This is a genomic window from Streptomyces sp. NPDC001507, from assembly GCF_042894765.1.
In the GTDB taxonomy this organism is placed as follows: Bacteria; Actinomycetota; Actinomycetes; order Streptomycetales; family Streptomycetaceae; genus Streptomyces.
Window position 1 is genome coordinate 561,208 of the sequence record NZ_JBIAVV010000004.1, and the last position, 26,135, is coordinate 587,342.

Below are 26,135 nucleotides of genomic sequence, written 5' to 3' on the forward strand. Positions count from 1 at the left end.
CGGGGGAGTCGGCCGGCGCCGGCGCGGCCGCATCCGATGGCTGGTTCCCGGCGACCGTGCTCGCGGTTCGCCTCCCCCCAAACCTGCCAAATCCGGTCACCTTAGGGACACTCCCCCCACCATTCGGCGCATCCATGAGGAAATAATCGCCAAAGTCCGGCGACTCGGTGGCAGATAGTAGCCACATTCAACGACGCCCGTAAGCGTTTCGTCTCACCCTGCGGAACGGCCACATGGCGGAGCGGAGTTCCGTCCGGCCGGTATGGAACCGTCACCCGGCCGCGACTGCGAACGACGAACGGCGACCACCGCGCCCAAGGCGAGGGCGGCATGTTCCGCCCGCCGCCCGTCCGGCACTCCGGTCAGCCGTCGCCGTACGGCCGACAACCGGCCGCCCGACGGGATTTCAGCAGCTCAGCGGCTGCCGACGATGCGCGCTCATGGTCGCGCCAGCCGTCGCCGCCTTCATCGCCTGCGCCGCCGAACGTGACGCACAGGCCTTCGTTCCCGACTGCGTACGCCGGACGGAGGATCGGCTGCGCCACGGCGTCTTCCGAGGTTTCGGCCGGAGAGCCGCGGGACGGCGCGCGGGGGCGCGGAAAGGGCGTTACGACCAGTCGCGGCCGGTCCGCCCCCGCTTGGTCTCCGACCGCTGCTTCTTCTCCCGCAGCCGGCGCTCGTTGATACCGCGCGGGATCCGGGTCGGCCTGCGCGGCTTGGGCGGCGGCGCGGTGGCCTCCGCGAGGAGCGCGGCGAGGCGTACGGCGGCGGTCTCGCGGTTGCGCCACTGCGAACGGTGCTCGGACGCCCGTACGACGATCACCCCGTCGACGAGCCGCCCCGCCAGCCGCTCCAGCGCCCGCTCCTTCCACACCGGCGGCAGTGCCTCGGTGTTGGCGAGGTCGAAGCGGAGCTCCACCTGGGAGTCGCTGGTGTTGACGTGCTGGCCGCCCGGCCCGGAGGACCGCGAGAAACGCCAGTTGAGCTCGGCCTCGGGGAGCGAGACGGAGCCGCGGATGACGTAAGGACCGGACATGTCCCCATGGTCGCGCGCCTGACCGGCGCACGTCACGCGAATATCGTGCATCACCCGTTCGGTAAAGAAAGTAAAGCGAGGTGGAACCTTCGGTACCCCTCGTGGCGTTCATACGGGTAGCTGTAGCTTCAAGCCCGTACGCGCCGCACGGCCGTACGCGAAACGAGGGAAAGGACTCCCGACCATGGCTGTAAGCCTCTCCAAGGGTGGCAACGTCTCACTCACCAAGGAGGCTCCGGGCCTGACCGCCGTCACCGTGGGCCTCGGCTGGGACGTCCGCACCACCACCGGCACGGACTTCGACCTGGACGCCTCGGCCATCGCGGTCAACGCGCAGGGCAAGGTGTACTCGGACGCTCACTTCGTCTTCTTCAACAACAAGCAGACCCCGGACAACACGATCGTCCACACCGGTGACAACCGCACGGGCGAGGGCGCCGGCGACGACGAGGCGATCAACGTCAACCTCGCCGCCCTCCCCGCCGACATCGACAAGATCGTCTTCCCGGTCTCGATCTACGACGCGGAGACCCGCTCGCAGAACTTCGGCCAGGTCCGCAACGCCTACATCCGCATCGTCAACCAGGCCGGCGGCGCCGAGATCGCCCGCTACGACCTCTCCGAGGACGCGGCGACGGAGACGGCCATGGTCTTCGGCGAGCTGTACCGCAACGGCGCCGAGTGGAAGTTCCGCGCGGTCGGCCAGGGCTACGCGTCCGGCCTCGTCGGCATCGCCCAGGACTTCGGCGTCAACGTCTGACAAGCGCGGCACGCTGCGCTGTGCGGGAGCCCCTGGTCGTGTGGTTGCGGCCGGGGGCTCCTGGCTTGCGCTCAGTGCGCCGACGCGTAGGGCAGGAAGGCCGACCAGGCGGAGGGGGCGAGGGCGAGCTGGGGGCCGCCGGGGGTGGCGGGGGTGTGCGTGTACTTCCGCAACTGGCCCACCTCCAGCAGATGTTCGAGTTGCTGCCGCCAAACCATTGTGCCTCCGACCGGCCGACGTAGCGTCGCCTCCTCCTGGACGAAGCTGAGTGCTGGTGCAGGAGAGCGCTCGAAGATTGACTTTCGGGCCATACGAGCAGCTACTCGTCGCTCCGCCTCCTCAGGCGAGTACGCCGGCTGCCATGCATCGAACAGAGCTCGCGTGTGCTCCGGCGTCTGCAACAGACCATGAAGACTGAGCCCGACATACACCCCGATCTCAACAGCCTGCCCCTCCAACTTGGCAAGCTCCCGCACCTTCTTCGGATACCGGACCCTCTTCACGTCCTCCCACGTCGCCGAGATCAGCCCGCCCGCGCCGAGGACCTCGTCCGCCCGGTGCAGGTACTCCTGCCGGGGGATCCGCTTGCCGCCTTGTAGACCATGTCCTCCCCGTAGCCGACCGCCTCCCCGAACTCGGCGGCCCGCATCCCCACCGCCTCCCGCCGCAGCTTCAGCTGCCGCCCCACCGTCGCGATGACCGCCACGCCCCAGTCGTCGTCCGGGTCGACCTCCCAGCCCGGCTCGGTCACCTCGCCGCCGTCCACGCTCATCCCACGCCCCTTCGTGCCGTACGCCCGAACCCGCGCCCCCGCCCCTACCCGTACGAACGCTCCCGACAGCCAGGACAGCACCGGACAAGCGCCGGACAGTCACCGTACGCAAGGGCTTCGTCACTGTTCACGGTATGCGGACCCGGCCACGCTGAGTGACGTGAACGATGAAATCTCCACCCCCGTCCGCAACATGAGCCTGCGGTTCTCGCCCACGCCGCGAGGCGCCCGCCTGGCCCGTCTGCTCGCCACCGAGCAACTGCGTGCGTGGGGGCTGCCGCTGGATCCGGCGAGGCAGATCGTGGCCGAACTGGCGGCGAACGCGGCGACGCACGGGCGGGTGACGGGACGCGACTTCGGCCTCCTGCTGTACGTCATCGGGGACACGTTGCGGATCGAGGTCACGGACACCCGCGGTGACCGCCTGCCGCATACCCAACCCCTCGCGCCGGACGCAGAGTCGGGCCGGGGCCTGGTCCTCGTGGCGGCGCTCGCCGACAAGTGGGGCGTGGCACCGGGGCTGTCGCCGCGCAAGACGGTGTGGGCCGAGATCAGTGTGTCGCCGTAGCCCGGGAACGCGGGTTTCGGTCTCGAGGGACGTCACCACGAAAGGAACGAAACGAGGAGAAAGAACCCCACCAAGCCCCACCCCTCCCGCCCGTCGCGCAGAGTCACTCCCGCGAGTGAATATGCCAACTGGGCTGGATTTGAGAGGGGTTGCGTGTCCTACGCTCAGCGCGACAACCGCAGAAAAACTTCGGCCCCCGCCGGGACGGCAATCCCAGTGCGAGGGCCTGACCACCCAGGAAGCAGCAACCTTCCCGATGGATACGAAAAACCCTAGCGCGCCCTCGTGCGCCAAGCCCCGTCTTGCCGCCAACAAGCACCCGAACCGGGGGTCCGGTGGTGGGCTCATTCACGAGAACACCCGCCACACCTCGCACTTCGTGGTGATCGGCAACGACCTCGCCCAGCACCCCGACCTGTCGGGGCTCGCGGTCGGGATCGGCGTACACATCCAGTCGCTCCCGACCGGTGCCCGGGTCGACATCAAGACGCTGGCGGAGCGCCTGAAGGAGGGCAGGACCCGTATCGCGGCCGCGCTGCGCGAGCTTGAGGCGGTCGGGTACCTGCGCCGCGAACGCGTACGCCTGCCCGACGGCCGCATCATCACCCGTACGGTCTTCTGCAACCGACCCGGCCACAGCAGCCGCGCCCGCCGGCCCGAAGCCGCGGCACGACCGAAGCCACCGCAGAAGGCCGCCCGCAAGGCCCTCCCGCCCGTGCCGCGCCCGGCCTGCCCCTCCCCCGCGCTCCTCCAGAAGGCCCTGGACGTGCTCGCGGACCTCCGCCGCCACGACTCCCGACTGCTGCTGTCGGCCGTCGAAGCCGACCATCTGGCCCCGGGCGTCGCCGCCTGGCTGGAGCGCGACATCGCCCCCAGCGCCGTACGGCACGCCCTGACCACAGGTCTGCCGGCCGAACCGCTGCACAGGCCCGCCGCTCTCCTGGCCCACCGCCTGACGGACCGGCTGCCCGCGCCACCGCCCTTCCGCGCACCGGCTCCGCCACCGGCCGTGCCCACCCGGATCCACAACTGCGACAGCTGCGACCGAGGCTTCCGCGCCCCGGCACCCGGCCTCTGCCGCGACTGCCGAACCGATCTCCCGGAGGGGACCTAGCATGAAAGCGACGATCCTTGCCCCTGGGCACAGACGAGGAGCGAGCGCCATGACCATGGCACCGGACGACGCACGGCAGGACGCCTCCCTCTTGTACCGGGCCATGCGCGACTTCGTGGAGTCCACGGACGGCACCCTCCCCGGCAAGTTCGAGATCACCAAGGAAGGGATCGTCCTCGACATGATGTCGCCTGTCCGGCAGCACGAACTCACCGCGCTGCGTCTCCGGAAACGTCTGGAGAAGGTCATGCCCGAGGAGATCGTGGCCCACACGGGCGAGCCCGATGTCGAAGTGGCACCGGAAAGGATCATGCGTCGCCCCGACATCATGGTGATCGCAGAGGTGGACATGGAGGGAGACGGGTCCTTCGACCCACGTACGCTGATCGCCGCTGTCGAGATCGTCTCCCGTTCCAATCCCGACAACGACTGGGTCAGCAAGGTCCGCGACTACCCCCTGATCGGCATCCCCGTCTACGCGATCTTCGATCCCCGCACCGGCACCGGTGCCGTCCTCACCGACATCCACCCCACCCCTGACGGACCTCGCTACGCGACCCGCAAGGACTTCGTCTACGGCGAGGACGTGACCATCGGCGACTGGACCATCGCGACGGACGGCCTGCCCCGCTACCCGCCTGCGGGTGAGTAGGGCCGGATAGGTTGCCCGCATGATCCTCGCCCCCGTCCCCCTCACCCCCGACCATGACATTCCGGCCCCGGTGCTCACCGAGCTCACCGCCCTGTACGCCTCCAACCGGGAGTTCCACGCGCTGAGCGGTGACTTCCCGGACCCGGACGGCATCCGGCCCGAGCAGGTGGCCGCCGCGCTGGCCGACGAGCTGGCGAACCCGGACGCGGAGGTGCTGCTCGCGCGGGCCGAGGGGCGGCTGATCGGGGTGGTCGTCACGCTGGCCCGGCACCCCGACCCGGCCGACCCGGACCCGTGGATCGGGCTGCTGATGGTGGACGCGGCGGCGCAGGGCCGGGGATACGGGCGGCGAATCGCGGAACGCGTCGAGGAACGGTTCCGGGCGGCGGGCCGGAACGCCGTGCGCCTCGCCGTACTGGAGAACAACCCGAAGGGCCTCGCCTTCTGGACCGCCCTCGGCTACGAGGTGACCACCCACCGCCCAGACCGCGAACGGGGCCGCCCGTGCGCCGTACTCCGCAAGCGACTGAGCAGCACCCAGTAGACGCGCCCCCGTAGACGCGCCCCGAAGGGGCGCGGGGAACTGCGCGACCAGCCCCCACGCCGCCGCACCCCGCAACCGGCCGGCAGCCCAACGGCGACCACCGGCAGCCCGGCACCGCCGAACAACACCACCGCGGCTGAGCACCGTCGCGGTAGAAAAGAGGAGGGCAGCGCCCCCGAAGGGGCGCGGGGAACTGCGCGACCAGTCCCCACGGCGCCGCACCCCGCAACCGGCCGGCAGCCCAACGGCGACCACCGGCAGCCCGGCACCGCCGAACCGCACCACCGCCGCTGAGCACCGTCGCGGCGGAAAAGAGGGAGGGCACCGCACCCCGCAACCGGCCGGCACACCAGCGGCGCCCACCGGCAGCCCGGCACCGCCGAACCGCACCACCGCGGCGGAAGGCGTGGCGTCGTGACACCATCGGCAGGTGCTCGACATCGGCTATGCCCTTTCCAACCGCTTTCCCGACCCGCCCCAGACGGACTACCGCCGCGTGGACGTCCACGCACTGCGCCACGACCTGTTCTGCGGGGACGTCTACCTCGCCGACACCAAGGCGGACCGGGAACTGTCCACAGCCTGGGGATGGGTGCCGGTGCTGGACTTCGCGTGGGCGCTGTGCGACATCGTGGAGCGGCTGGACAGGGACCCGGCGGGGTCCCGGGCCGCCCGGCCCCAGCACGCGGAACTCGACTTCACCGAGTCCACCGACCGCATGCTCTTCGAGCGCCGCTTCGGCTGGGTGGACATCGAGGCGGACTGGATGCCGGCCGAGGAGCCGCCCCTGACCTTCTCCCACACCGAACTGCGCCGCGAGGCAAGGGACTTCCTGCACGACCTGATCGCCGACCTCACCGACCTGCACGAGGACCTGGCGGACAACCCGGCGATCTGGACGCTCCAGGCCCGTTTCCCGAGGGTGCCGTAGCCGCTCCGGATGGTTGAACGACCGTACGGTGTACGGAGGTTGACCACCTGCCGAGGCCGGGGTGACAAGTGGTGCGGAAGGCGTCACCGCCACCCCGGCCGCGCCTACGTTGACTCCGTGCGGACGCAGCAAAAGGCAGGCGACAACGGAAAAGACGCCTCTTCCGAGGCCTCCCGGGCCCCGGCCACCGCCACGCCCGTCGACTCCACCGTGCCGGTCGGACCCCCGGAGCACGCGATGCGCGCCCTCCAGGGGAAGGCGGGGAACACGGCCGCCACGCTGGCCCTGCAGGACGCGAAGGGCAAGGGCGTCGCGCGGCCCCCCACGGTACGCAGCCGGCCGGTGGCACCCGTGGCGACCGTCGAGGAGGAGAACACCGCACCCGGCCTCGTACTGCCCCCGTACCTGATGGACTTCCAGGCCGCCGGGCTGTCCACGGCGTACGGACTGACCGGGCACGAGTTCGTCCGGAACGCGGTGGCCGCCGTCGTCGGGCACGGCGACGGCACGGTCGCCGAGATCGGCGCCGAACTCGCCGGCCGCCCCGAGTCGTTCTACGGGCAGGGCCGCGCCTTCGCCGTCAAGGGCAGGACCGGCAAGGAGTGGTACGACGTCACCGTCACCGTCTCCCGGGCCCCCGACGACCGGCCGCCCGTCTTCCACCCCAAGGACCTGCTCGCGAACACCGTGCCGGATCCCGACGGAGCGCCGCTCGCCGCGGTGGACGACGCGGAGGGCAAGGACACCAAGGTCGACGTCCAGCACAACACCGCCACCACCGTCGCGACCACCGCGAGCGGCAGTTCCGGTAAGGGCGCCGGCGGCATGGCCTTCGGGCTCGCGCCCGTCGCACCGGGGCTCTGGCTGGGCGGCGCCGGCCTGGTCAACGCGCAGCCCTGGCAGTCCTCGCGGGAGTCCCGCAGCCAGCGCAACGTGGCCGAACCCCGGGTGCTGCGCAGCGAGAAGGGCTCGGTCGAGGCACCGCGCAAGGTGCGGTACGGCGTCCGGGTCAAGAAGCAGGGCACCCGGCACGCGCAGACCTTCCACGGCTCGGGCGCCCTCACCCAGCGCGTGCCGACCGAACACCTGGTCCCGGCCGGCACCGAGGCGCCCGCTGCTCCGGAGGGCGTCGGCGCGGACACCGCCCGGCGCGTCTCGCTCGCCGACTCCATGGCCCCGGTCGCCGTCACCGACACCGCCGCCCCGCACCAGGGCGGCGGCGGGCTCTTCGACGCGGTCGCCGCCGTCCTGCACCCCTCGCTCACCGCCCCCGGCGCCCCCGGCCGCTCCCGCCTCCACGAGGCCACCTCCACCGCGACCGTCCTGGAGGACCTGCCCCGCCTGCTGCGCGACGGCGTCACCGGCGAGGACCTCGCCTCCAAGGACGGCAGCAACGTGGGCAGCTACCGCCTGCACGCCGAGATCACCGGCATGTCCCCCGCCTGGGGCACCGGCGGGACCCAGCTGCGCACCCATCAGCAGACCCAGCACACGGTCACCGAGAGCGCCGGCAAGGGACGCGCCCTCACCGGCGGCCTGGGCCCCGCCATCGGTGTCGGCGCGGTCGGCAACGCCGCCGTCCTGCGGGGTACGGCCATGCCGGTCGCGGCGGCCCGCAAGGCGCGTTTCACCGTGGCCGAGCAGACGGTCTCCAGTCGCCAGGGCGCGGAGGTGCGCGGCGACAAGGTGCTCTACCTCACGACCGTCCTGTTCACCGCGGAGGGCACGGGACCGCGCTCGGCCGAGATGATCCTGCGCCCGGGGACCCGGGTCGCCCGGCACTCGATGCGGGTGTGGATGAGCCTGCGGGCCGACGAGGCGCAGTCGCTCGGGCTGCCGCTGCCGCCCGGCACCGAGGCCGGGGAGTTCGTCAAGAAGCCGAAGCGGACCGATGCGGACGGCAACGAGACCGACGTCGAACGGCACCTCCCGTTCGGCGCCATGGGCTCCAGCGTCACCCTCAGCCAACTCGACACCCGTCCCATGCTCCGGGCCGTGCAGGAGCTGTTCGCGACCGACTCCCGACTGGCCGGCTACCTGCCCTCCTTCGGCTCCGACGCGCGCCCCACCCCGCCGTCCAAGGAGGAGGCCGCGCTCCAGCGGCGCAACCACCGCGAGCTGATGGCCGCCCTGTCCGAGACCAACCTGCGGGTCAACAAGGACCAGCTGACCACGACCGGCATCCGGGTGCGGCTGCGCCGCAAGACCACCCTGCACTCCCACGACGTGCAGATCCGCGTCCGCGGACAGCTCCGCGAGACCGGCTACCTCGGCGACACCGACGACTGGCTGGTCCGCAGCCACTCCGGCGTCGCCGGCAACACGCAGAGCGGACGCGGCAGTTCGCGCTCCATCGGCGGTCTGGTGCTCGGGCAGGCCAGGATCGTCCCCGGCGTCCTGACCGCCTCGGCCCGCTACGAGAGACACAGCACCGGCACCCGCCGCAACCAGGCCGGCCCCACCACCCGCACCGACGTCCTCACCAACGGCTCCGACAAGGCCAGCACCTTCGGGGCGGCCCTGCGCCTCGACGTCGACGTCACCATGACCTCCCGGCAGCGCAAGCTGGGCCGCGCCCTCACCCCCGGCTCCCCGGGACAGCAGGCGCCCGAGGCCCGGCAGCTGGCCGACCTGCACCTGGACGAGCAGGACGTACGGCTGGTCACACCGGCCGAGTTCACCCTCGACGAGGAGGGCAAGCGGCGCCAGGACGCGGTGGGCGACCGGCGCCGGGGCCAGGCCCCGCGCCCCGAGTACGCCGTCACCGCCGAGGGCATCGGCGACCTGGCCGGCCTCGTGCCCCGGCCGTCCGTCGGGCAGCCGCTTCGGGACTGGCAGCTGGTGGAGACGGTCGGTGACGGCCAGGCCGTCCGGGACCTCGCCTACCAGCTGCTGTCCAGGGCCGCCGCCCGCAACAAGGGCGTACGCGAGGATCCCGCGCTGCGGACGGAGGGGCTCGCGCCGCGGCTGGCGATCGAGGAGCGGTTCGGGCCGCAGGCCATCACGGCGTCGCTACGGCAGGCCGCGTCCTCGGGGTGGGTGGTGAAGAACCTGCGCTATCCGCGCCGGCTCGCCGCGCTGAACGGGGCCGTCGGCACCCGGCTCACGCTGACCAACCCGAAGTTCCTGCACCAGGGCGCCGGGCCCGGCACGGAGACCTTCGTGCTCGGCGGCCACCAGGCGGCCGGCCAGGAGGGGCAGGGCACCACCAGCACGTGGCAGTTCGGGGCCACCGGTTCGGAGAACGCCGTCGAGTGGCGGCTGGGCCAGGGCCTGTCCGGGAACCGCACCACGAGCCGGGGCGACGCCCGGTCCGCGGCGCTGTCCGGCACGGTCGAGCGCAACGCCCACACCCCGAAGAAGGCGCCGCTCTACCTGGTCCAGTGCGACCTGCTCGTCACCATGGTCGCCGAGGTCAAGGTCACCGGCGGCGGCCCCTACGTGGCGACGGCCGCCCGCACCCTGCCGGCCGAGGCGGCGGTGTGGCTGACGGAGGCGCAGCTGCCGGCGGCGATCCGCAGGCAGCTGAAGCTGGACCCCGAACCGGACCTGATGACCTCGCCCCGGCCGCCGGGCCGAAGCCCGGCGGAGACCTCCCGGGCGGCCGAGAACTCCCGGGCGGGTGCCGAGCGCGAGGGCCGGGAGCAGGCGCGCGCCGCGGGCACCGCCGGATCCTCGACCTCCGCGCCACCGCGCACCGGCCCGTCCTTCGCCCGCACGCTGCCCCTCGGCTTCGGCATGGTCGAGGACCTGCCGAACTTCGTGCCGCTGCTGGCCCGGCTGCGCACCCGCCTCGCGGAGAGCGGGCAGCAGAGCCTCGCCGACGACCTGCTGCCCCGCCGGCAGCTGGCGGACCGCAACGACAACGTGCAGCGCCTGCTGCGCGTCCTGGACCGCGACGGCAGCGCGGGGCTGCTGTCCGGCGCGATGGACGGCGGGGTCACCGTCGAGCTGTTCGACGGCCGCAAGACCCCGTACTGGGCGGTGTTCAAGGTCAACCGGCTCGCCGACGGCAGCTACGACGGCGCGGCGGACGACGGCCGGGACATGGAGTACATCACCGCGGCCGTCGCCCAGCAGGCCGCCACCCACGACGAGGGGGTGTCGTACGGCCTGGAGGGGATCTTCGCCGGCTCCGGCAAGCCGGACGGCGGAGCCGGGCAGCTGAAGAGCACCGGCGGCGCGGCGGGCCTCGGCGTCGGCGCGGGCGGCTCTCGGCGCTCCGGCACGGCCGGCCGCGGCCAGCTCGGCATGAAGACGGTCGCCGAGGCGAAGACCGCGAAGTCGTCGAAGATGCGGGTACCGGTCGAGGCCACCCTCGAACTGCACCGCGGCGACCGCCGGCTGGCGCTGGCCTCGCTGGGCCGCCAGTCGGTGACCCACCGCGTCCTGGACAAGGACCTCGCCGCCCTCGGCCGGCTGACAGCGCCCCGGCGGCAGCAGGTGGCCCCGGCGCCAGGCCCCGGGGACGGCCGAACGGCTGCCCTCGGCACGTGGCGCTCCGGCGGTGTGCGGCTGCCGATGGAGGCGCAGGTGAACGGCTTCCAGGGGGCGCCGCAGGTGCGGGAGCTGGTCGGCTCCGCGGTCCGGGAGGCGGGCGGCGGCGACCGCTTCCGGTCCAAGGGCCAGGCCGCCGCGTACACCCTCCAGGAGGCCGTCTCCACCGAGTGGCTGATCGCGGCGCTGCCGCTGCTGACCTCGGCCGGGGCGGAGCTGCCGCCGGTGCACGCCACCGGAGTGGAGGGCCAGGACCTGCGGGCGTCGGTGCACGCGCGGCTGCGGGACGGCCGGGTACTGGGCGTCGGCGACAAGATGACCTTCGAGACGGTGGGGCAGAGCCACCTGGACGCGCCCCGGCCCACCCAGACGGACGGCCTGAGCTCCGCCGACCACGGCCGGTCGGCACGCGGTCTCGCGGGCGCGGGGCTGCTCAACGCCGACGAGTTCCGCCTCAACCAGCTGATGGGCAACGCCGGAGGGGCGGGCGGCGCGGCCGACGCGGCGGTGAACGCGTCCGGGTCGATGCCGCTGCACAAGCCCAAGTCCGCCGCGGTCCTGGTGCAGTTCACGCTGGACGTGCGGGTGGTGGCGAGGGTGACCAACCGCGTCCGCTCCGGCCGCACCGGCACCGCCGTGCGGGAGCTGACCCTGCCCCGGCCGGTGGTGATCCGCATGCCGGAACCGGCGGTCCGCCGCATGCTTGCCGCGCAGCCGGACCGGCTCCAGGATCCGGACGACCATCTGGGGCTGCGGAAGAAGGCGGCGCCGGTGCCTCCGGCGAGTTGAGGGCCGGTTCACGGCTGCGGGCCGGTGGGGGCTGGTCGCGCAGTTCCTCCCCCAGCCTTCGGCCGGGGGGACCCCCAGCGCCCCCCTACGGGGCGCTGTCCCTGGAGTTGGTCAGTTCTCCACGCGGATGCCCAGCTGTGCCGCCAGTACCGGGGCCAGGTCGAGGAGCTGGGACATGCTGATCACCGCCCCGGACAGGCGCTCCACGCCACTCGCGATGCCCAGTTCCGCGGCGCCCCGCAGATCGACGTCCTTCATCGTCACCCCCCGGAAGTCGGCCCCCTTCACCGTGCAGCCGGTGAACTCCACGCGCTCGAGGACGGCGCTGCCGAAGTCCGGCTCCACCAGGACGCAGCCCTCGAAGACCACGTCCCTGAGCTTCGCGGTGCGCAGGTTGAGGTAGTCGATCTTGCCGCCGCGGATCACCACGCGCTCCAGGACGGAACCGTGCAACTGGGTACCGCCCAGCCGGGCGTCGACCAGCTCGACATCGCGCAGGGTCGCCTCGGCCAGATCGGTGCCGACGCCTCTTATCCCGGTGAGGACCGTGTCGAGCACACGCGCGTGCCGCAGCCCCGTCTCGTCGAAGGCGCAGTCGGTCAGCGCGCAGTCCATGAAGCGGGCGCCCGCCCCGTCCTGCCCCGCGAAGTCCGCCGCCCGGAACGCCTGCCCGTCGTAGTCCCCGTCCGGCTCCAGCTCGCCCCCGCCCCAGGGCTCCAGCTCGGGCAGCCGCACCTCCGGCCGCCGCGCGCCCTTCACCCTGCCTCCGCCGGCCCCACCGGCCACTGTCCTCGCCATGCCCCCATAGTGCAGGCCGCCACTGACAATCACCGCTCCGCACGACTTCGGCCCTTGCGCGATCAGCCCATCCGGAATGTCAATCACACACCCGGCGTTGCCGTCGTGCATGAATCGCCTCATGGGACTTCTCCGGGGACTCGGCGGCACGGTGTGGGCGTACGTCCGCAGCGCCCCCGGTACGTACGTCTGGCTGGCGATTCTCTTCGTGACGACCGTGGCGCTGCACCACATGTCACCGGAGTTCGAGCAGCAGTTCCTGCGGCAGCGGTCCACCAACATCCGGGAGCTGTCGGACAACCCGGTACGGGTGCTGGTCGCCAGCGCGATGTGGATCGAGGGCGGGCACTGGGTGCCGTACGCCTTCCTCTACACCGTCTTCCACGCGCCGGTGGAGCGCTGGCTGGGGACGGTCCGCTGGCTCGCGGTGTGCGTGCTCGCGCACGTGCTGGCCACCCTGATCAGCGAGGGCGCGCTGCTGAAGGGCATCCACGACGGCATCGTCCCGCACTCCGCGGTCAACACCCTGGACATCGGGGTGAGTTATGCGCTGGCCGGGGTGATCGCGGTGCTGGCGTACCGGATCGCGGCACCCTGGCGGTACGCGTACCTCGCGGCCGTCCTCCTCGTCTACGGGCTGCCGCTGACCGAGTCGCCCACCTTCACCGACCTGGGACATTTCGTCGCCGCGCTGATCGGTCTGGGCTGCTGGCCGCTGGTCAGAGGGCGCGGAAAAGCATGGAATCCGAAGGAGACACTGGCTGCCCTGAAGGGTTAGCGTCCAGGTCATGAGCAGATCGGCGAGCGGTGTCGTCAACGGCGGCATCTCCTTCTGGTACGCGGACGACGGCCTCCCGGCGGTGCGGGAGCCGCTCGCCGGTGACGCCTCGGCGGACGTGGTGATCGTGGGCGGCGGGTACACCGGTCTGTGGACCGCGTACTACCTGAAGAAGGCCGCGCCCTTCCTCCGGGTCACCGTCCTGGAGCAGAAGTTCTGCGGCTACGGCGCCTCCGGCCGCAACGGCGGCTGGCTCTACAACGGCGTCGCCGGCCGCGACCGGTACGCCGCGCTGCACGGCCACGAGGCCGCCGTACGCCTGCAGAAGGCCATGAACGAGACCGTCGACGAGGTGGTGGCGGTCGCCGCCGCCGAGGGGATCGACGCCGACCTGCACAAGGGCGGGGTGCTGGAGGTCGCCACCACCCCGGCCCAGCTGGCCCGCCTGAAGGCCTTCCACGAGCACGAGTTGTCGTACGGCGAGAAGGACCGCGAGCTGTACGGCGCGGGGGAGACCCGGGAGCGGATCCGCGTCGCCGACGCGGTGGGCGGCACCTGGACCCCGCACGGCGCCCGCCTCCACCCGGTGAAGCTGGTGAAGGGCCTGGTGGCGGCCGTAGCAGCACTCGGCGTCGACATCTACGAGTCCACTCCGGTCACCGAGATCCGCCCCCAGCACGCCGTCACGCCGTACGGCACGGTCCGCGCCTCCTACGTCCTGCGCTGCACCGAGGGCTTCACCGCGAACCTCAAGGGCCAGAAGCGCACCTGGCTGCCCATGAACTCCTCGATGATCGCCACCGAGCCGCTGACGGCGGAGCAGTGGGCGTCGGTGGGCTGGGAGGGCCGGGAGACCCTGGGCGACATGGCGCACGCGTACATGTACGCGCAGCGCACGGCCGACGGGCGGATCGCGCTCGGCGGGCGCGGGGTGCCGTACCGCTTCGGTTCGCGGACGGACAACGACGGCCGCACGCAGGAGGCGACGGTCGAGGCGCTGCGCGAGATCCTCGTGCGGTTCTTCCCGTCCCTGGCCGGGGTCGCGGTCGAGCACGCCTGGTCCGGGGTGCTCGGGGTGCCGCGGGACTGGTGCGCGACCGTCACCCTGGACCGCTCGACGGGGCTCGGCTGGGCGGGTGGCTACGTCGGCTCCGGGGTCGCCACCACCAACCTGGCCGCCCGCACCCTCCGCGACCTCGTCCAGCTCGACTCCGGCCAGGCCGGCCGCACCGCCCTGACCGAACTGCCGTGGGTGAACCACAAGGTCCGCAAGTGGGAGCCGGAACCCTTCCGCTGGCTCGGCGTCCAGGGCATGTACGCCACCTACCGCGCCGCCGACCAACGCGAACGCCTCCACCCCAGCACGGAGTCCTCACGGCTGGCCCGCGCCGCGGACCGGGTGGCGGGACGGCACTGAGGCCACCGCGGGAGGGAACGGAGCCCCCTGTCGGATTCGAACCGACGACCTTCGCTTTACAAGAGCGGCGCTCTGACCAGCTGAGCTAAGGAGGCGTGCGCGCACCCAGGGGTGCGTGCCAGTGCAGTGTACCCAGGTCCCGGGCGGGGCCTGTCGAAAATTTTCCGCGAAGTTCACAGGGCTCCAGGTACTGACATACAGGGTGAACGCCGGGTACCGTCCTGATCCAGTTCACTCGCGTGGACTACCCGAGTGGACTACACCAACCACCTTCCTACAACGGATCGTCCGGCACGTTCCTGCCGGTAGAAGGGGGCCTCTGAGCCATGGCCACTGTCACGTTCGACAAGGCGACCCGGATCTACCCGGGCTCCACCAAGCCCGCCGTCGACGGCCTCGACATCGCGATCGAGGACGGCGAGTTCCTCGTCCTGGTCGGCCCGTCGGGTTGCGGCAAGTCCACCTCCCTGCGGATGCTCGCGGGCCTGGAGGACGTCAACGGCGGTTCCATCCGCATCGGCGACCGCGACGTCACGCACCTGCCGCCCAAGGACCGGGACATCGCCATGGTGTTCCAGAACTACGCGCTCTACCCGCACATGACGGTCGCCGACAACATGGGCTTCGCGCTCAAGATCGCCGGCGTCAACAAAGCGGAGATCCGGCAGAAGGTCGAGGAGGCCGCGAAGATCCTCGACCTCACCGAGTACCTGGACCGCAAGCCGAAGGCGCTCTCCGGCGGTCAGCGCCAGCGTGTCGCGATGGGCCGCGCGATCGTGCGTGAGCCGCAGGTCTTCCTCATGGACGAGCCGCTGTCCAACCTGGACGCCAAGCTCCGCGTCTCGACCCGTACCCAGATCGCGTCGCTCCAGCGCCGCCTCGGCATCACCACCGTCTACGTCACCCACGACCAGGTCGAGGCCATGACGATGGGCGACCGGGTCGCGGTCCTCAAGGACGGTCTGCTCCAGCAGGTCGACTCGCCGCGCAACATGTACGACCGCCCGGCCAACCTCTTCGTCGCCGGCTTCATCGGCTCCCCCGCCATGAACCTGGTCGAGGTCCCGATCACCGACGGCGGCGTGAAGTTCGGCAACAGCGTCGTCCCGGTCAACCGCGAGGCGCTCAAGGCCGCCGCCGACAAGGGTGACCGCACCGTCACCGTCGGCGTCCGCCCCGAGCACTTCGACGTCGTCGAGCACAACGGCGAGGCCGCCTCCGCCCTGTCCAAGGACACCGAGGACGCCCCGGCAGGTCTCGCGGTCTCCGTGAACGTCGTCGAGGAGCTCGGCGCCGACGGCTACGTCTACGGCAGCGCCAAGGTCGGCGACGACCTCAAGGACCTGGTCGTCCGCGTCAGCGGCCGCGCGGTCCCGGAGAAGGGCGCCACGCTGCACGTCGTGCCGCGGCCGGGCGAGACCCACGTGTTCTCGACGTCCACGGGCGAGCGTCTCTCCGACTGACCGATCCGATCGACCGATCTGATCGACCGATCTGATCGACCGATCTGATCGAGCGATCCGATCGAGCGATCCGGCCGGTCGATCAAGCAGAGAAACCTCTGACCAGGGTGAATTCACCCAGGTTGACGGAAAGGGCCCCGCGACCTGCTGCGGGGCCCTTTTCGTTGCCCCGATTTACCCCGGCAAGCGGGTGGTTTTCGAGCAGCGTGCGTCAACCCCGTACCCGAAACACGGCCCTTCTCCGTCCCCCGAACCGGTGACTAAATGTCGCCAAATCATTACCGCACGCTACCCTCACACGCGTGAAGCACTCCACCACCCCTCAGACGCGACGCGGCCACCGGGGCGGCCCTGCCCGCCGGATCGGCCGCACCCTCGCCCTTGTCCTGCCCGTCGTCCTGGTGCTCTCCGGGACCCTCGCGGTCACCCGCGTCAACTGGACCGGGTCCCCGCGGAGCTCGGTGCTCACCGCGACCGACGTGACCGACGCGCACGTCTCCTCCAAGGCCGTCACCCAGGCCCCGCAGGACGCGCTGCGCGAGCAGCTGATGACCGAGCTCCAGGACAAGAACCCGGGCCAGGTCCTCACCCACCTCCAGCAGGCGGTCAACGGCCACCCGGCGCTGGCGAAGCACTGCACGTCCATCGCCCGCGCGCTGGGCCGGGCCGCGGTGCGGATGTACGGCGCCTCGCGCGCCCAGTCGTACGCCCGCCCGGTCTGCGACACGTCCTTCGCGTCGGGCGTCCTGGCCGCGCACAGCTGAACGCCGGTTCGGAAGCAGGTAACGGCTCCTTAAGGGGGAGCCTGCTGCGTGCAGCCGTCCCCGGGGCGCGTCGTACAGTTCGGGCATGACCCATCCGAATGCCGCGTTGCGCCCCACCCAAGCCGTGGTCCTGGCCGGTGGCCAGGGCTCACGGCTTCGTCCGTACACCGACGACCGGCCCAAGCCGATGGTCGAGATCCCGGGTACGGGCACGCCGATCATCGGCCACCAGCTGACCTGGCTCGCCGAGGAGGGCGTCACCGACGTGGTGGTCTCCTGCGGCCACCTGGCCGAGGTCCTCCAGAAGTGGCTGGCGTCGGCCGAACTGCCGCTCTCGGTCACCACGGTGGTGGAGACCGAGCCGCTCGGCCGGGGCGGCGGCCTCAGGTATGCGGCCGCGCACCTTCCCCACACCGACCGGCCCTGGTACGCCACGAACGGCGACATCTGGACGCGGTTCTCGCTGCGCGACATGGCCGACTTCCACACGGAGCGGGACGCGGTGGCGACACTGGCGCTGGCCCGCCCGCGGATTCCGTGGGGCGCCGTGAAGACCGACGGCTTCGGTCACATCACGGACTTCATCGAGGCACCGCCGTCGACGTTCGAGATCAACGCCGGCGTCTACGTCTTCTCTCCCGAGTTCGCCGCGATGCTGCCGGAGCGGGGGGACCACGAACGCACCACGTTCCCGTACCTGGCACGGAGCCGGCAGCTGGCCGGGTTCCCGATTCCGCAGGGGGCGTACTGGCGGGCGATCGACACGGCGAAGGACCTGACGGAGGCCGCGAAGGAACTGGCCTCGCTGGGGCGGTAGCCGAAAAGGGGGGGTACGGCCGGCGATTCGTCGACCGCGGCTGCGTGGGGCTCTTCGCACAGTTCCTTGCGCCCCTTACGAGGGGGGTACGACCGGCCGTTCTCCGACCGCGGCTCCGTGAGAGCTCTTCGCGCAGTTCCCCGCGCCCCCTACGAGGGGGGTACGACCGGCCCTTCTCCGACCGCGGCTCCGTGAGAGCTCTTCCCACAGTTCCCCGCGCCCCTTGCGGGGCGCTGCCGGATCGCCCCTTCAGGGGCGCGGGGAACTGCGCGATCAGCCACGGTGGCGGCGCGGACGGCAGACGGCGGAGGGCACCCCTTCGGCACCCCGTCTCGGTACGCCGCAGCCCCGCGCCTCAAAAGCGCGGGGCTGCGTCAGTGTGCAGCGGATGTCAGCCGAGGAGGCCGCCCACCAGGCCGGGCTGGCCCGAGGAGGAGGCGCCGCCGGAGGTTCCGGAGCCGGTGCCGGTGCCGCCGCCGCTGGTGGAGGCGCCGCCGGTCGCGGTGCCGCCGGAGGTGGGACCCGCGGTGGTCGGCGCGGGCGCGGTGTGCTGGGGCGGGGCCTGGCCCGTCGTCCCCTGGGTCTCGCTGGGCGTCGTGGTGGTGGCGCCGCTCGTGGTGCGGTCGGCGCCCGGTGTGGTGGCCGCCTGCGAAGGGCTCGCCGTGGCGCCCCCGGAGGGAGCCGTGGAGGCCGACGGAGTCTTCCGGTGGGGCTTGACCGACTCACCGGGGAGCGGGGAGCCGGGGAGGTTGTTGCGCGGGGCCTCGCCGGGGCCGGGGACGACCACGCGGCTGGAGTCGCGGACCGCACCGCCCAGGAGCGAGCCGACGAGGAGGGTGAGGCCGATGGTGACGGCCGTGATCAGGGCGCCGCGGCGCAGTACGTAGGCGCGCAGATCCCAGATGTCGGAGTGCGGGCCGAGCCGCCGCCAGGCGCTGCCCGCGAGGCGGCCGTCCACGGAGTAGACGGGGGCGCCCGCGATGATCAGCGGGGACCAGGCGGCGAGGTAGATGATGTCGGGGGCGTCGTAGGCCGGGACGGTCTTCCAGCTGACGGTGACGATGAGCGCGGCGGAGAGCAGCGCGCCGACGACCGCGGCGACCCGCTGCCAGCAGCCCAGGACGGTCAGGACGCCGACGATCACCTGGAAGAACGCGATGACGAGGCCGGAGCCGACCGGGTGCTGGAGGGCGAACTGGCGCAGCGGCTCGGCGACCTCCCACGGGTGCAGCGTGTTGAGCCAGGTGACCATGGAGCCGCGCTTGCCGCCGTCGAAGTAGACGGGGTCGCAGAGCTTGCCCATGCCGGCGTAGATGGAGATGAAGCCGAGGAAGATGCGCAGGGGGAGGAGGACCACGCCCAGGTTCATCCGGCGGCCGGGGTAGTAGGCGTGCCGGGCCGGGTCGCCCTCGCCGGCCCGCCGGGCCGACCGCGGTTCGTCGAAGTCCTCGAACTCGTCGTCGCCGTAGGGCGGTTCGTCGTAGGCGGGGTCGTCGTAGGCAGATTCGCCGTAGGCCGGTTCGTCGTAGGCGCTGCCCACCGCCGGCAGGTCCGGGAGCAGCCGCCTCTCGCCGGACGCCGGGGAGCGCGGGTGGCCGACCAGCGGGGTCTCGACGGTCTGGTCCAGCGCGTCGTAGCCGTCGCCGACGCGCGGGATGACCTGGGTCGCGCCTGCCTGTTCGGCGGGCTCCTCACCGTGCCGGACGCTGCCGCCCCGGACGGCCTGGAGCAGTCGGTGGGCGCCGGTGTCGTCGGGCGCGGACCTGCCGCTCCAGACGACCGGGCGGCGCCGGCCGGGCGCCGCCCCCGCTCTGCCCGCCGTGCCGACGACCGGGATGCGCGCGGTGTCCTCGGTGGCGTTCAGGTGCCGTGCGACCCGGGGGGATTGGGTACGCCGTGTCGATACGCCCAGCTGCACGCGGAAACTCGCGTGGTTGACGATGACCTGCGCCGGATCGCTCGGCACCTTCACCATGCTCAGCGCGGGAGCGTCGTCGAGTCCGGAATCGAATCCGGAGCGGAATCCCGACGAGCGGTCCCCCGTGGGCGTGCGGGGTGTTCTGGTGTCCACACTCATCTAACCGAGTGACGTGGAGTTAGGACACTGCTTTGACCGGCCGGATGTGTCCGGACCCCGTCAAGGATGTCCCGGACGCCGGAATTAACCCGCCCAGGTGAGGTTACGGACGCTTGTTCACCCGCGTCGGCGCGCCGCCTCGTACAGCACGATCCCCGCCGCGACACCCGCGTTGAGCGACTCGGCGCCGCCCGGCATCGGGATCCGGACCCGGAAGTCGCAGGTTTCGCCGACCAGTCGGGACAGGCCCTTGCCCTCGCTGCCGACGACGATGACGACGGGCCCGCCGAGGGCCTCCAGGTCGCCGATCTCGTGCTCGCCGTCCGCGGCGAGGCCGACGACCACGATGCCGGCCTTCTTGTACGACTCCAGGGCCCGGGTCAGGTTGGTGGCGCGGGCGACGGGCGTACGGGCCGCCGTACCGGCCGACGTCTTCCAGGCACCGGCGGTCATGCCGGCCGCGCGGCGCTCGGGGACGACCACGCCGTGGCCGCCGAAGGCGGAGACCGAGCGGACGACGGCGCCCAGGTTGCGCGGGTCGGTGACCCCGTCCAGGGCGACGATCAGCGGGTCCTCGCCGTCGTCGTAGGCCGCCTCGGCCAGGTCCTCGGGGTGCGCGTACTCGTACGGCGGGACCTGGAGGACCAGGCCCTGGTGGTTGAGGCCGTTGGTCATGCGGTCCAGCTCGGGGCGCGGGGCCTCCATGAGGTTGATGCCGCCGCGCTCGGCCGCGAGTTGCAGGGCCTCGCGGACCCGCTCGTCGTTGTCGATGAACTGCTGGACGTAGAGGGTGGAGGCGGGGACGCCCTCGCGCAGCGCCTCGACGACCGGGTTGCGGCCGACGACCATCTCGGAGGTGCCCCTGCCGCCGCGGCCGCGGGCCACCGGACGGCGCTGGGCCTGCTTGGCCTTGGCCGTGGCGATGCGGTTCTTCTTGTGTCCCTTGCGCATTTCGGCGGGCGGGGTCGGTCCCTTGCCCTCCAGGCCCCGGCGCCGCTGGCCGCCACTGCCGATCTGCGCGCCCTTCTTGCCGGACATGCGGCGGTTGTTGGCTGCCATGAGTTACCCGTCTCCGTGAGCTTCGTGTCGTACGTACGTCTTATGCAGTGTGCCGCCCGGGGGGCCGGGCGGCACAGTTGATCTTCAGTCCGGGGCGGCTAGGACTTGAGGGTCCAGCGCGGGCCGGACGGACTGTCCTCGATCGCGAGGCCGGACTGGTTCAGCTGGTCGCGGATGGCGTCGGCGGTCGCCCAGTCCTTGCGGCCGCGGGCGGACTCGCGCTGGTCGAGGACGAGCCGGACGAGCGCGTCGACGACCCCGTGCAGGTCCTCGCCCTGCTCGGCGCCGCCGGACCAGTGCGGGTCCAGCGGGTCGAGGCCGAGCACGCCGAGCATGGCGCGGACCTCGGCGAGGCGGGCGACGGCCGCTTCCTTGTCGTCGGCGGCGAGGGCGGAGTTGCCCTGCCGGACGGTGGTGTGCACGACCGCGAGGGCCTGCGGGACGCCCAGGTCGTCGTCCATCGCCTCGGCGAACGCCGGCGGCACCTCGGCCGAGGGCTCGACTGCTCCCCCGGCCAGCTCCACCACGCGCTGCACGAACCCCTCGATCCGGGCGAACGCCGACTCGGCCTCGCGCAGCGACTCCTCGCTGTACTCGATCATCGAGCGGTAGTGCGGGGTGCCGAGGTAGTAGCGCAGCACGATCGGGCGCCAGTGCTTGACCATCTCCGAGACGAGCACCGAGTTCCCGAGGGACTTCGACATCTTCTCGCCGCTCATGGTGACCCAGGCGTTGTGCACCCAGTACCGCGCGAAGTCGTCGCCGAAGGCCTTGGCCTGGGCGATCTCGTTCTCGTGGTGCGGGAAGATCAGGTCGAGGCCGCCGCCGTGGATGTCGAAGGCCGCGCCGAGGTACTTGTGGGCCATCGCCGAGCACTCCAGGTGCCAGCCGGGCCGGCCGCGCCCCCACGGCGTCTCCCAGCTGGGCTCGCCCGGCTTGACGGCCTTCCACAGGGCGAAGTCACGCTGGTCCCGCTTGCCGGTCTCGCCCTCGCCCTCGGGCTGGCGGAGGTTGTCCAGCTCCTGGTTGGAGAGCTGCAGGTAGTCCGGGTAGGAGCGCACGTCGAAGTAGACGTTGCCGTCGGCCTCGTAGGCGTGACCGCGCTCGATCAGCCCGCGCATCATCTCGATCATCTCCGGCACGTGCCCGGTCGCGCGGGGCTCGTACGTCGGCGGGAGGCAGCCGAGCGCGGTGTAGCCGTCGTTGAACGCGCGCTCGTTCTCGTAGCCGATCGCCCACCAGGGGCGGCCCTGGTCGGCGGACTTGGCGATGATCTTGTCGTCGATGTCCGTGACGTTCCTGATGAACGTCACGTCGTAGCCCCGGTATTCGAACCAGCGGCGCATGATGTCGAAGTTCAGGCCGGAGCGGATGTGCCCGATGTGGGGCGCCGCCTGCACGGTGGCACCACAGAGGTAGATCGAGACACAGCCCGCGGTGAGCGGGGTGAAGTCACGGATCTGCCGGGCGTTGGTGTCGTACAGGCGAATAGTCACGGGACCTAGGGTAGTGGGCCGAGGGTAGTGGATGGCACCGGTATGTGGAGGCGCCGCGGTGGTGTGCGCCCCTTGGGCGGGACCGCCGGTCACCCCTGTTTGACGACCAGCGCGGTTGCGACGGCCATCAGGCCCTCTCCCCTGCCCGGGAACCCGAGACCGTCCGTCGTGGCCCCCGAGACCGAGACCGGGGCGCCCGCCGCGCCGGAAAGGATCTTCTCTGCCTCGTCCCTCCGCTTGCCGATCTTCGGGCGTGGTCCTACGACCTGCACGGCGACGTTCCCGATGGTGAAACCGGCGGCCCTGACGATGCGGGCCGCCTCCGTCAACAGCGTCACCCCGGACGCGCCCGACCACTGCGGGCGCCCGGTACCGAAGTGCTGCCCCAGGTCACCGAGGCCCGCGGCGGAGAACAGCGCGTTGCACGCCGCGTGGGCGACCACGTCCGCGTCGGAGTGGCCGGCCAGGCCGGGGCCCTCACCCTCCCACTTCAGCCCGGCGCACCACAGGTCGCGGCCCTCCTCGAAGGCATGGATGTCGGTGCCGATGCCCACCCGGGGCAGGATCACCTCAGAAGCCATCGTTGAGCCTCCTGCGCGCCAGGACCGCCTCCGCGAGGACCAGGTCGAGGGGGCGGGTGACCTTGAAGGCCTCCTCGTGGCCGGGGACGACCACGACCCGTTCGCCGAGCTGCTCGACCATGCCGGCGTCGTCGGTGACGTTCGAGGTGACCGTCTCGTGGGCGCGGACCAGGGTCCGGCGGTCGAAGCCCTGGGGGGTCTGGACGGCGCGCAGGCGGGCCCGCTCGGGGGTGGCGAGCACCGGCTCGGGGTCCCCCGGGACGGCGGCCGGCTCGACCTCCTTGACCGTGTCGGCGAGCGGGAGCGCGGGGACGACCGCGGGGGCGCCGTCGCGGACCGCCTGGATCACGGCGTCGACCGTGTCGACGGGGACGAGGGGGCGGGCTGCGTCGTGGACCAGGACGATGTCGTAGTCCGGGGGCAGGGCGTCCAGGCCGAGCCGGACCGACTCCTGGCGGGAGTCGCCGCCGGGCACGACGAGGAAGTCGGTGCGGTCGGGCAGCGCGTGGGCGTCGAGGAGGGACTTGACCTCGGGCGCGCCGTCGGGCGGGGCCACGACGACGACCAGGGAGACGGCGCGGGAGGCGGCGAGGGCGCGTACGGCGTGGATGAGCATGGGCGTGCCGTTCAGCGCGCGTAGCGCCTTGGGGGCGCCCGGACCGAGCCGTACGCCTCGGCCGGCGGCGGGAATCACGGCTGCCGTGCGCAGTGCGGTACGCGGTTCCGTACGCGAAGGACGCGAATCGTCAGACATCGGTTCCTGTCAGGTTTGTGTGCGGGCCTGGCGTGGGTATGGCCTGGGAAGTGCCGGGCGCGACGCCTTGACCGGACCCTTCCGTGACACTGGTCGAGCCAGCAGCCCGGGCCCGGCACGCCTAGTATCGGGGGTTCCCCGAGGGCGTACGCAAACATGCCGCAGCGCCCGGCGACAGAGAATGTGTCATCGGGCACCACGGCATGTCGGGTGTGCGGAGCTTCAGCGTGTCGAGCCGGACAGCGTCTGCGTCAGGACGCGAGGACCTCGTCGAGCAGGGCCTCGGCCTTGTCCTCGTTCGTGTTCTCCGCGAGGGCGAGCTCGCTCACCAGGATCTGGCGGGCCTTGGCGAGCATGCGCTTCTCACCGGCGGAGAGTCCGCGCTCGCGCTCACGACGCCACAGGTCACGCACGACTTCCGCGACCTTGATGACATCGCCGGAGGCCAGCTTCTCCAGGTTTGCCTTGTATCGACGGGACCAGTTCGTGGGCTCCTCGGCGTACGGCGCGCGCAGCACCTCGAAGACCCGGTCCAGCCCGTCCTGACCGACCACATCACGCACGCCGACGAACTCCGCATTGTCCGCTGGCACACGTACCGTCAGGTCACCCTGGGCGACCTTCAGCACCAAGTAGGTCTTGTCCACGCCTTTGATCTGGCGAGTTTCGATGGCCTCGATCAGCGCGGCCCCGTGATGGGGATAGACCACGGTGTCGCCAACCTTGAACGTCATGTGACAGGTACCCCTTCCGTGGCTATCCAGGGTAACACGGAAACCGGCGGTTCTGAATGGCGTTTTCGCAGGTCAGGGCATATCTCGGGGCTTGACAACAGCAACAGGAACGTGCTGCGCAGGCTGTCCGGAAGCAGGTATTCGCAGGTGGGAGCGGCTCTCCGGGCAAGGTGAAACGCCCACGTTACACACGTCAGGACACCTTCCCGAGTGGCTGAACGTCCACATATGTCCGGTTCCAAGCGTGCGACTTCCGCTACTCCGTTCGGTTGTCGGCGCCGGATCCCGGACGTTTCAGGAATTGATCACGGGTACGGCCGAACGCCCGACTGAACGGTACGTGAAGCCGCACCTGAAGCAGTAGTGATCAATTTTCCCGGCGGTCGCGCATTCCTTCACGGAAATTTTGCGCGTGGTGTTGCGGACGGGTTATGTGAATGCCGGACGAGGGTCGCTCCAAAGTGACCGAAGGGGCACTTGCGGATGCCCGCGCGTACCCCCTGCCCGAGGGAAGCGAGGGGCTTGGGGAGGGTCGGGTGCGGCCTCGCGGGAACGGCTCGGTAACCTAAGGCCGCTGACAGACACTTAGGGCGGCTTTATAAGGGGGCCGCCCGTGCGTTCAAGGAGTTGCCGCCGCCGTGAGCAGCAGCCTTCGACGCGGCGCCCTCGCCGCCTCCGCCATCGCCTTCTCCGTCGCCGCGCTCTCCGCCTGCGGCGCGGGCAACAACTCCCAGACGCTGGAGATCAAGCCGGACAACGCGGCCACGAGTGTCGGCGACATCAAGGTCCAGAACGCGACCGTGATCACCCAGCCCGACCTCACGTCGACCGGGCCGGCCGTGGTCTCCGCGACCATCTTCAACACCGGCACCGAGCCGGAGACCCTGCAGTCGATCGTCGTCGCCGGCACCGGCAAGACCGCCGAACTGCACGCCACCAAGACCCAGCCGCTGACCATCCCGGGCGGTGGCCGGCTGATCCTGGGCGGCAAGGACAACGCCTCCGCGGTGCTGGGCAGCAGCCGCGAGGCGGTCCAGGACGGCAACGCCCAGAAGATCACGTTCACCTTCAGCAGGACCGGTGACGTGAGCCTGCGCGCCTTCGTCGTGCCGGCCGAGAGCTTCTTCACCGGCTGGGGCCCGAGCGCGGTGCCGTCCGCCTCCGCCTCGGCGTCCGCCTCCGGCTCCGGCTCCCCGGCCGCGGGCTCGACGGCGAGCGAGAGCGCCAAGTCGGGCAAGAAGAACAAGGAGTCCGCGAGCGCCACCCCGAGCGACTCGGCCTCGGCGTCGACGAACGCGGGCTGAGCCGACCACACCGGCAACGCGAGAAGGGCGGTACCCCCGAGGGGGCCGCCCTTTCGTCGTACGGTCACCACCGCGCGCCTACGACACGGTCGTGACCGAACGTCAGCCGTACGGCCGTACACGTCAGCTGTGAACGTCAGCCGTACGGTCGTAACGGCAGGTAAGCGGCTTACGGCTCGAACACCCCTCCTCGACGCACCCCTCGCACCGCTGCGCGGGCTTCGGCGTGCTGCGCCGGACTCCGTCCGCCGACCGACCGCCAGGCCGGTTTTTACGGCTCGAACTTGTAACCGAGACCACGCACCGTCACCAGGTAGCGCGGGGCGCCCGGGTCCGGCTCGAACACCCCTCCTCGACGCACCCCTCGCACCGCTGCGCGGGCTTCGGCGTGCTGCGCCGGACTCCGTCCGCCGACCGACCGCCAGGCCGG

The 26,135-nt window shown here is 71.6% G+C and carries 22 protein-coding genes, 1 tRNA gene and 1 pseudogene; 13 read left to right on the forward strand and 11 right to left on the reverse strand.

What is annotated here, in order from left to right; all coding sequences use genetic code 11:
* Positions 1-362: 362 nt before the first annotated feature.
* Together ACFY0K_RS16330 and arfB are read right to left on the reverse strand one after the other, a co-directional pair.
* Positions 363-545, reverse strand: coding sequence for a hypothetical protein (locus ACFY0K_RS16330; RefSeq protein ID WP_390640395.1), 183 nt, complete (start codon positions 543-545; stop codon positions 363-365).
* 62 nt (positions 546-607) lie between these two features.
* Positions 608-1,036, reverse strand: coding sequence for an alternative ribosome rescue aminoacyl-tRNA hydrolase ArfB (gene arfB, locus ACFY0K_RS16335; protein WP_351703163.1), 429 nt, complete (start codon positions 1,034-1,036; stop codon positions 608-610).
* 184 nt (positions 1,037-1,220) lie between these two features.
* On the opposite strand from arfB, the gene ACFY0K_RS16340 reads away from it, so the two are divergent.
* Positions 1,221-1,796, forward strand: a complete 576-nt coding sequence (locus tag ACFY0K_RS16340; protein WP_093501429.1) for a TerD family protein — start codon at positions 1,221-1,223, stop codon at positions 1,794-1,796.
* 167 nt (positions 1,797-1,963) lie between these two features.
* On the opposite strand, the pseudogene ACFY0K_RS16345 reads toward ACFY0K_RS16340, so the two are convergent.
* Positions 1,964-2,568 (reverse strand): annotated as a pseudogene (locus tag ACFY0K_RS16345) (helix-turn-helix domain-containing protein); the annotation flags it as partial.
* 193 nt (positions 2,569-2,761) lie between these two features.
* Here ACFY0K_RS16345 and ACFY0K_RS16350 point away from each other — a divergent pair.
* From ACFY0K_RS16350 to ACFY0K_RS16375, 6 genes are all read left to right on the forward strand, one after another.
* Positions 2,762-3,136: an ATP-binding protein gene (locus ACFY0K_RS16350; protein WP_390640533.1), complete on the forward strand. Its 375-nt coding sequence runs from the start codon at positions 2,762-2,764 to the stop codon at positions 3,134-3,136.
* Positions 3,137-3,392: 256 nt separating this feature from the next.
* Complete coding sequence (locus ACFY0K_RS16355) at positions 3,393-4,250, forward strand: helix-turn-helix domain-containing protein (protein ID WP_390640396.1); 858 nt, start codon at positions 3,393-3,395, stop codon at positions 4,248-4,250.
* A gap of 49 nt (positions 4,251-4,299) precedes the next feature.
* On the forward strand, positions 4,300-4,902 hold the full coding sequence (locus tag ACFY0K_RS16360; protein ID WP_390640397.1) for a Uma2 family endonuclease: 603 nt from the start codon (positions 4,300-4,302) through the stop codon (positions 4,900-4,902).
* Positions 4,903-4,921: 19 nt separating this feature from the next.
* The gene (locus ACFY0K_RS16365; protein WP_390640398.1) at positions 4,922-5,446 is read left to right on the forward strand and encodes a GNAT family N-acetyltransferase; all 525 of its coding nucleotides are present in this window, start codon (positions 4,922-4,924) and stop codon (positions 5,444-5,446) included.
* 430 nt (positions 5,447-5,876) lie between these two features.
* On the forward strand, positions 5,877-6,377 hold the full coding sequence (locus ACFY0K_RS16370; RefSeq protein ID WP_351956956.1) for a hypothetical protein: 501 nt from the start codon (positions 5,877-5,879) through the stop codon (positions 6,375-6,377).
* A 117-nt stretch (positions 6,378-6,494) separates the two neighbouring features.
* A complete protein-coding gene (locus ACFY0K_RS16375; RefSeq protein ID WP_390640399.1) occupies positions 6,495-11,663 on the forward strand; it encodes a hypothetical protein in 5,169 nt (1,722 codons plus the stop codon).
* A gap of 111 nt (positions 11,664-11,774) precedes the next feature.
* Here the strand turns inward: ACFY0K_RS16375 and ACFY0K_RS16380 are convergent, their stop codons facing one another.
* Positions 11,775-12,461, reverse strand: a complete 687-nt coding sequence (locus ACFY0K_RS16380) for a pentapeptide repeat-containing protein (RefSeq protein WP_390640400.1) — start codon at positions 12,459-12,461, stop codon at positions 11,775-11,777.
* Between the two features lie 121 nt (positions 12,462-12,582).
* Here ACFY0K_RS16380 and ACFY0K_RS16385 point away from each other — a divergent pair, with 121 nt between their 5' ends.
* Entirely contained in the window at positions 12,583-13,239 is a 657-nt protein-coding gene (locus ACFY0K_RS16385; protein ID WP_390640401.1) for a rhomboid-like protein, read from the forward strand.
* Between the two features lie 10 nt (positions 13,240-13,249).
* Complete coding sequence (locus ACFY0K_RS16390) at positions 13,250-14,656, forward strand: NAD(P)/FAD-dependent oxidoreductase (protein WP_390640402.1); 1,407 nt, start codon at positions 13,250-13,252, stop codon at positions 14,654-14,656.
* 21 nt (positions 14,657-14,677) lie between these two features.
* On the opposite strand, the gene ACFY0K_RS16395 is transcribed toward ACFY0K_RS16390, so the two are convergent.
* Positions 14,678-14,751, reverse strand: a tRNA-Thr gene (locus ACFY0K_RS16395).
* Between the two features lie 231 nt (positions 14,752-14,982).
* Between ACFY0K_RS16395 and ACFY0K_RS16400 the strand changes: the two genes are divergently transcribed.
* The 3 genes from ACFY0K_RS16400 (at position 14,983) to ACFY0K_RS16410 (ending at position 17,700) form a co-directional block, all read left to right on the forward strand.
* Positions 14,983-16,119, forward strand: a complete 1,137-nt coding sequence (locus tag ACFY0K_RS16400; RefSeq protein ID WP_352360787.1) for a sn-glycerol-3-phosphate ABC transporter ATP-binding protein UgpC — start codon at positions 14,983-14,985, stop codon at positions 16,117-16,119.
* 302 nt (positions 16,120-16,421) lie between these two features.
* Positions 16,422-16,883: a hypothetical protein gene (locus ACFY0K_RS16405; RefSeq protein WP_351956941.1), complete on the forward strand. Its 462-nt coding sequence runs from the start codon at positions 16,422-16,424 to the stop codon at positions 16,881-16,883.
* Between the two features lie 85 nt (positions 16,884-16,968).
* On the forward strand, positions 16,969-17,700 hold the full coding sequence (locus ACFY0K_RS16410) for an NDP-sugar synthase (RefSeq protein WP_390640403.1): 732 nt from the start codon (positions 16,969-16,971) through the stop codon (positions 17,698-17,700).
* Between the two features lie 391 nt (positions 17,701-18,091).
* Here ACFY0K_RS16410 and ACFY0K_RS16415 read toward each other — a convergent pair whose 3' ends face one another.
* The 6 genes from ACFY0K_RS16415 to ACFY0K_RS16440 form a co-directional block, all read right to left on the reverse strand.
* On the reverse strand, positions 18,092-19,777 hold the full coding sequence (locus tag ACFY0K_RS16415; RefSeq protein ID WP_390640404.1) for a DoxX family protein: 1,686 nt from the start codon (positions 19,775-19,777) through the stop codon (positions 18,092-18,094).
* A 117-nt stretch (positions 19,778-19,894) separates the two neighbouring features.
* On the reverse strand, positions 19,895-20,836 hold the full coding sequence (gene rlmB, locus ACFY0K_RS16420) for a 23S rRNA (guanosine(2251)-2'-O)-methyltransferase RlmB (RefSeq protein WP_390640405.1): 942 nt from the start codon (positions 20,834-20,836) through the stop codon (positions 19,895-19,897).
* 98 nt (positions 20,837-20,934) lie between these two features.
* Positions 20,935-22,332: a cysteine--tRNA ligase gene (cysS, locus tag ACFY0K_RS16425; protein WP_351956937.1), complete on the reverse strand. Its 1,398-nt coding sequence runs from the start codon at positions 22,330-22,332 to the stop codon at positions 20,935-20,937.
* A gap of 89 nt (positions 22,333-22,421) precedes the next feature.
* Positions 22,422-22,913, reverse strand: a complete 492-nt coding sequence (gene ispF / locus ACFY0K_RS16430) for a 2-C-methyl-D-erythritol 2,4-cyclodiphosphate synthase (protein WP_390640406.1) — start codon at positions 22,911-22,913, stop codon at positions 22,422-22,424.
* Entirely contained in the window at positions 22,903-23,667 is a 765-nt protein-coding gene (gene ispD / locus ACFY0K_RS16435; RefSeq protein ID WP_390640407.1) for a 2-C-methyl-D-erythritol 4-phosphate cytidylyltransferase, read from the reverse strand. The genes ispF and ispD overlap by 11 nt, the downstream gene beginning before the upstream one ends.
* 251 nt (positions 23,668-23,918) lie before the next feature.
* Positions 23,919-24,401 (reverse strand): CarD family transcriptional regulator, encoded by a 483-nt coding sequence (locus tag ACFY0K_RS16440; protein WP_003953493.1) that lies wholly within the window; start codon positions 24,399-24,401, stop codon positions 23,919-23,921.
* A gap of 638 nt (positions 24,402-25,039) precedes the next feature.
* On the opposite strand from ACFY0K_RS16440, the gene ACFY0K_RS16445 reads away from it, so the two are divergent.
* Positions 25,040-25,705 (forward strand): DUF461 domain-containing protein, encoded by a 666-nt coding sequence (locus tag ACFY0K_RS16445; protein WP_390640408.1) that lies wholly within the window; start codon positions 25,040-25,042, stop codon positions 25,703-25,705.
* Positions 25,706-26,135: the final 430 nt, after the last annotated feature.

What these genes read in the sequence shown, in the direction of transcription:
- ACFY0K_RS16415 (WP_390640404.1), bottom strand. Translation starts at nt 19,777, where the DNA reads ATGAGTGTGGACACCAGAACACCCCGCACGCCCACGGGGGACCGCTCG.
- ACFY0K_RS16380 (WP_390640400.1), bottom strand. Translation starts at nt 12,461, where the DNA reads ATGGCGAGGACAGTGGCCGGTGGGGCCGGCGGAGGCAGGGTGAAGGGC.
- ispD (WP_390640407.1), bottom strand. Translation starts at nt 23,667, where the DNA reads ATGTCTGACGATTCGCGTCCTTCGCGTACGGAACCGCGTACCGCACTG.
- ACFY0K_RS16360 (WP_390640397.1), top strand. Translation starts at nt 4,300, where the DNA reads ATGACCATGGCACCGGACGACGCACGGCAGGACGCCTCCCTCTTGTAC.
- ACFY0K_RS16340 (WP_093501429.1), top strand. Translation starts at nt 1,221, where the DNA reads ATGGCTGTAAGCCTCTCCAAGGGTGGCAACGTCTCACTCACCAAGGAG.
- arfB (WP_351703163.1), bottom strand. Translation starts at nt 1,036, where the DNA reads ATGTCCGGTCCTTACGTCATCCGCGGCTCCGTCTCGCTCCCCGAGGCC.
- ACFY0K_RS16350 (WP_390640533.1), top strand. Translation starts at nt 2,762, where the DNA reads ATGAGCCTGCGGTTCTCGCCCACGCCGCGAGGCGCCCGCCTGGCCCGT.
- ACFY0K_RS16400 (WP_352360787.1), top strand. Translation starts at nt 14,983, where the DNA reads ATGGCCACTGTCACGTTCGACAAGGCGACCCGGATCTACCCGGGCTCC.
- ACFY0K_RS16410 (WP_390640403.1), top strand. Translation starts at nt 16,969, where the DNA reads ATGACCCATCCGAATGCCGCGTTGCGCCCCACCCAAGCCGTGGTCCTG.
- ACFY0K_RS16355 (WP_390640396.1), top strand. Translation starts at nt 3,393, where the DNA reads ATGGATACGAAAAACCCTAGCGCGCCCTCGTGCGCCAAGCCCCGTCTT.
- ACFY0K_RS16385 (WP_390640401.1), top strand. Translation starts at nt 12,583, where the DNA reads ATGGGACTTCTCCGGGGACTCGGCGGCACGGTGTGGGCGTACGTCCGC.
- rlmB (WP_390640405.1), bottom strand. Translation starts at nt 20,836, where the DNA reads ATGGCAGCCAACAACCGCCGCATGTCCGGCAAGAAGGGCGCGCAGATC.
- ACFY0K_RS16440 (WP_003953493.1), bottom strand. Translation starts at nt 24,401, where the DNA reads ATGACGTTCAAGGTTGGCGACACCGTGGTCTATCCCCATCACGGGGCC.
- ACFY0K_RS16390 (WP_390640402.1), top strand. Translation starts at nt 13,250, where the DNA reads ATGAGCAGATCGGCGAGCGGTGTCGTCAACGGCGGCATCTCCTTCTGG.
- ACFY0K_RS16365 (WP_390640398.1), top strand. Translation starts at nt 4,922, where the DNA reads ATGATCCTCGCCCCCGTCCCCCTCACCCCCGACCATGACATTCCGGCC.
- ispF (WP_390640406.1), bottom strand. Translation starts at nt 22,913, where the DNA reads ATGGCTTCTGAGGTGATCCTGCCCCGGGTGGGCATCGGCACCGACATC.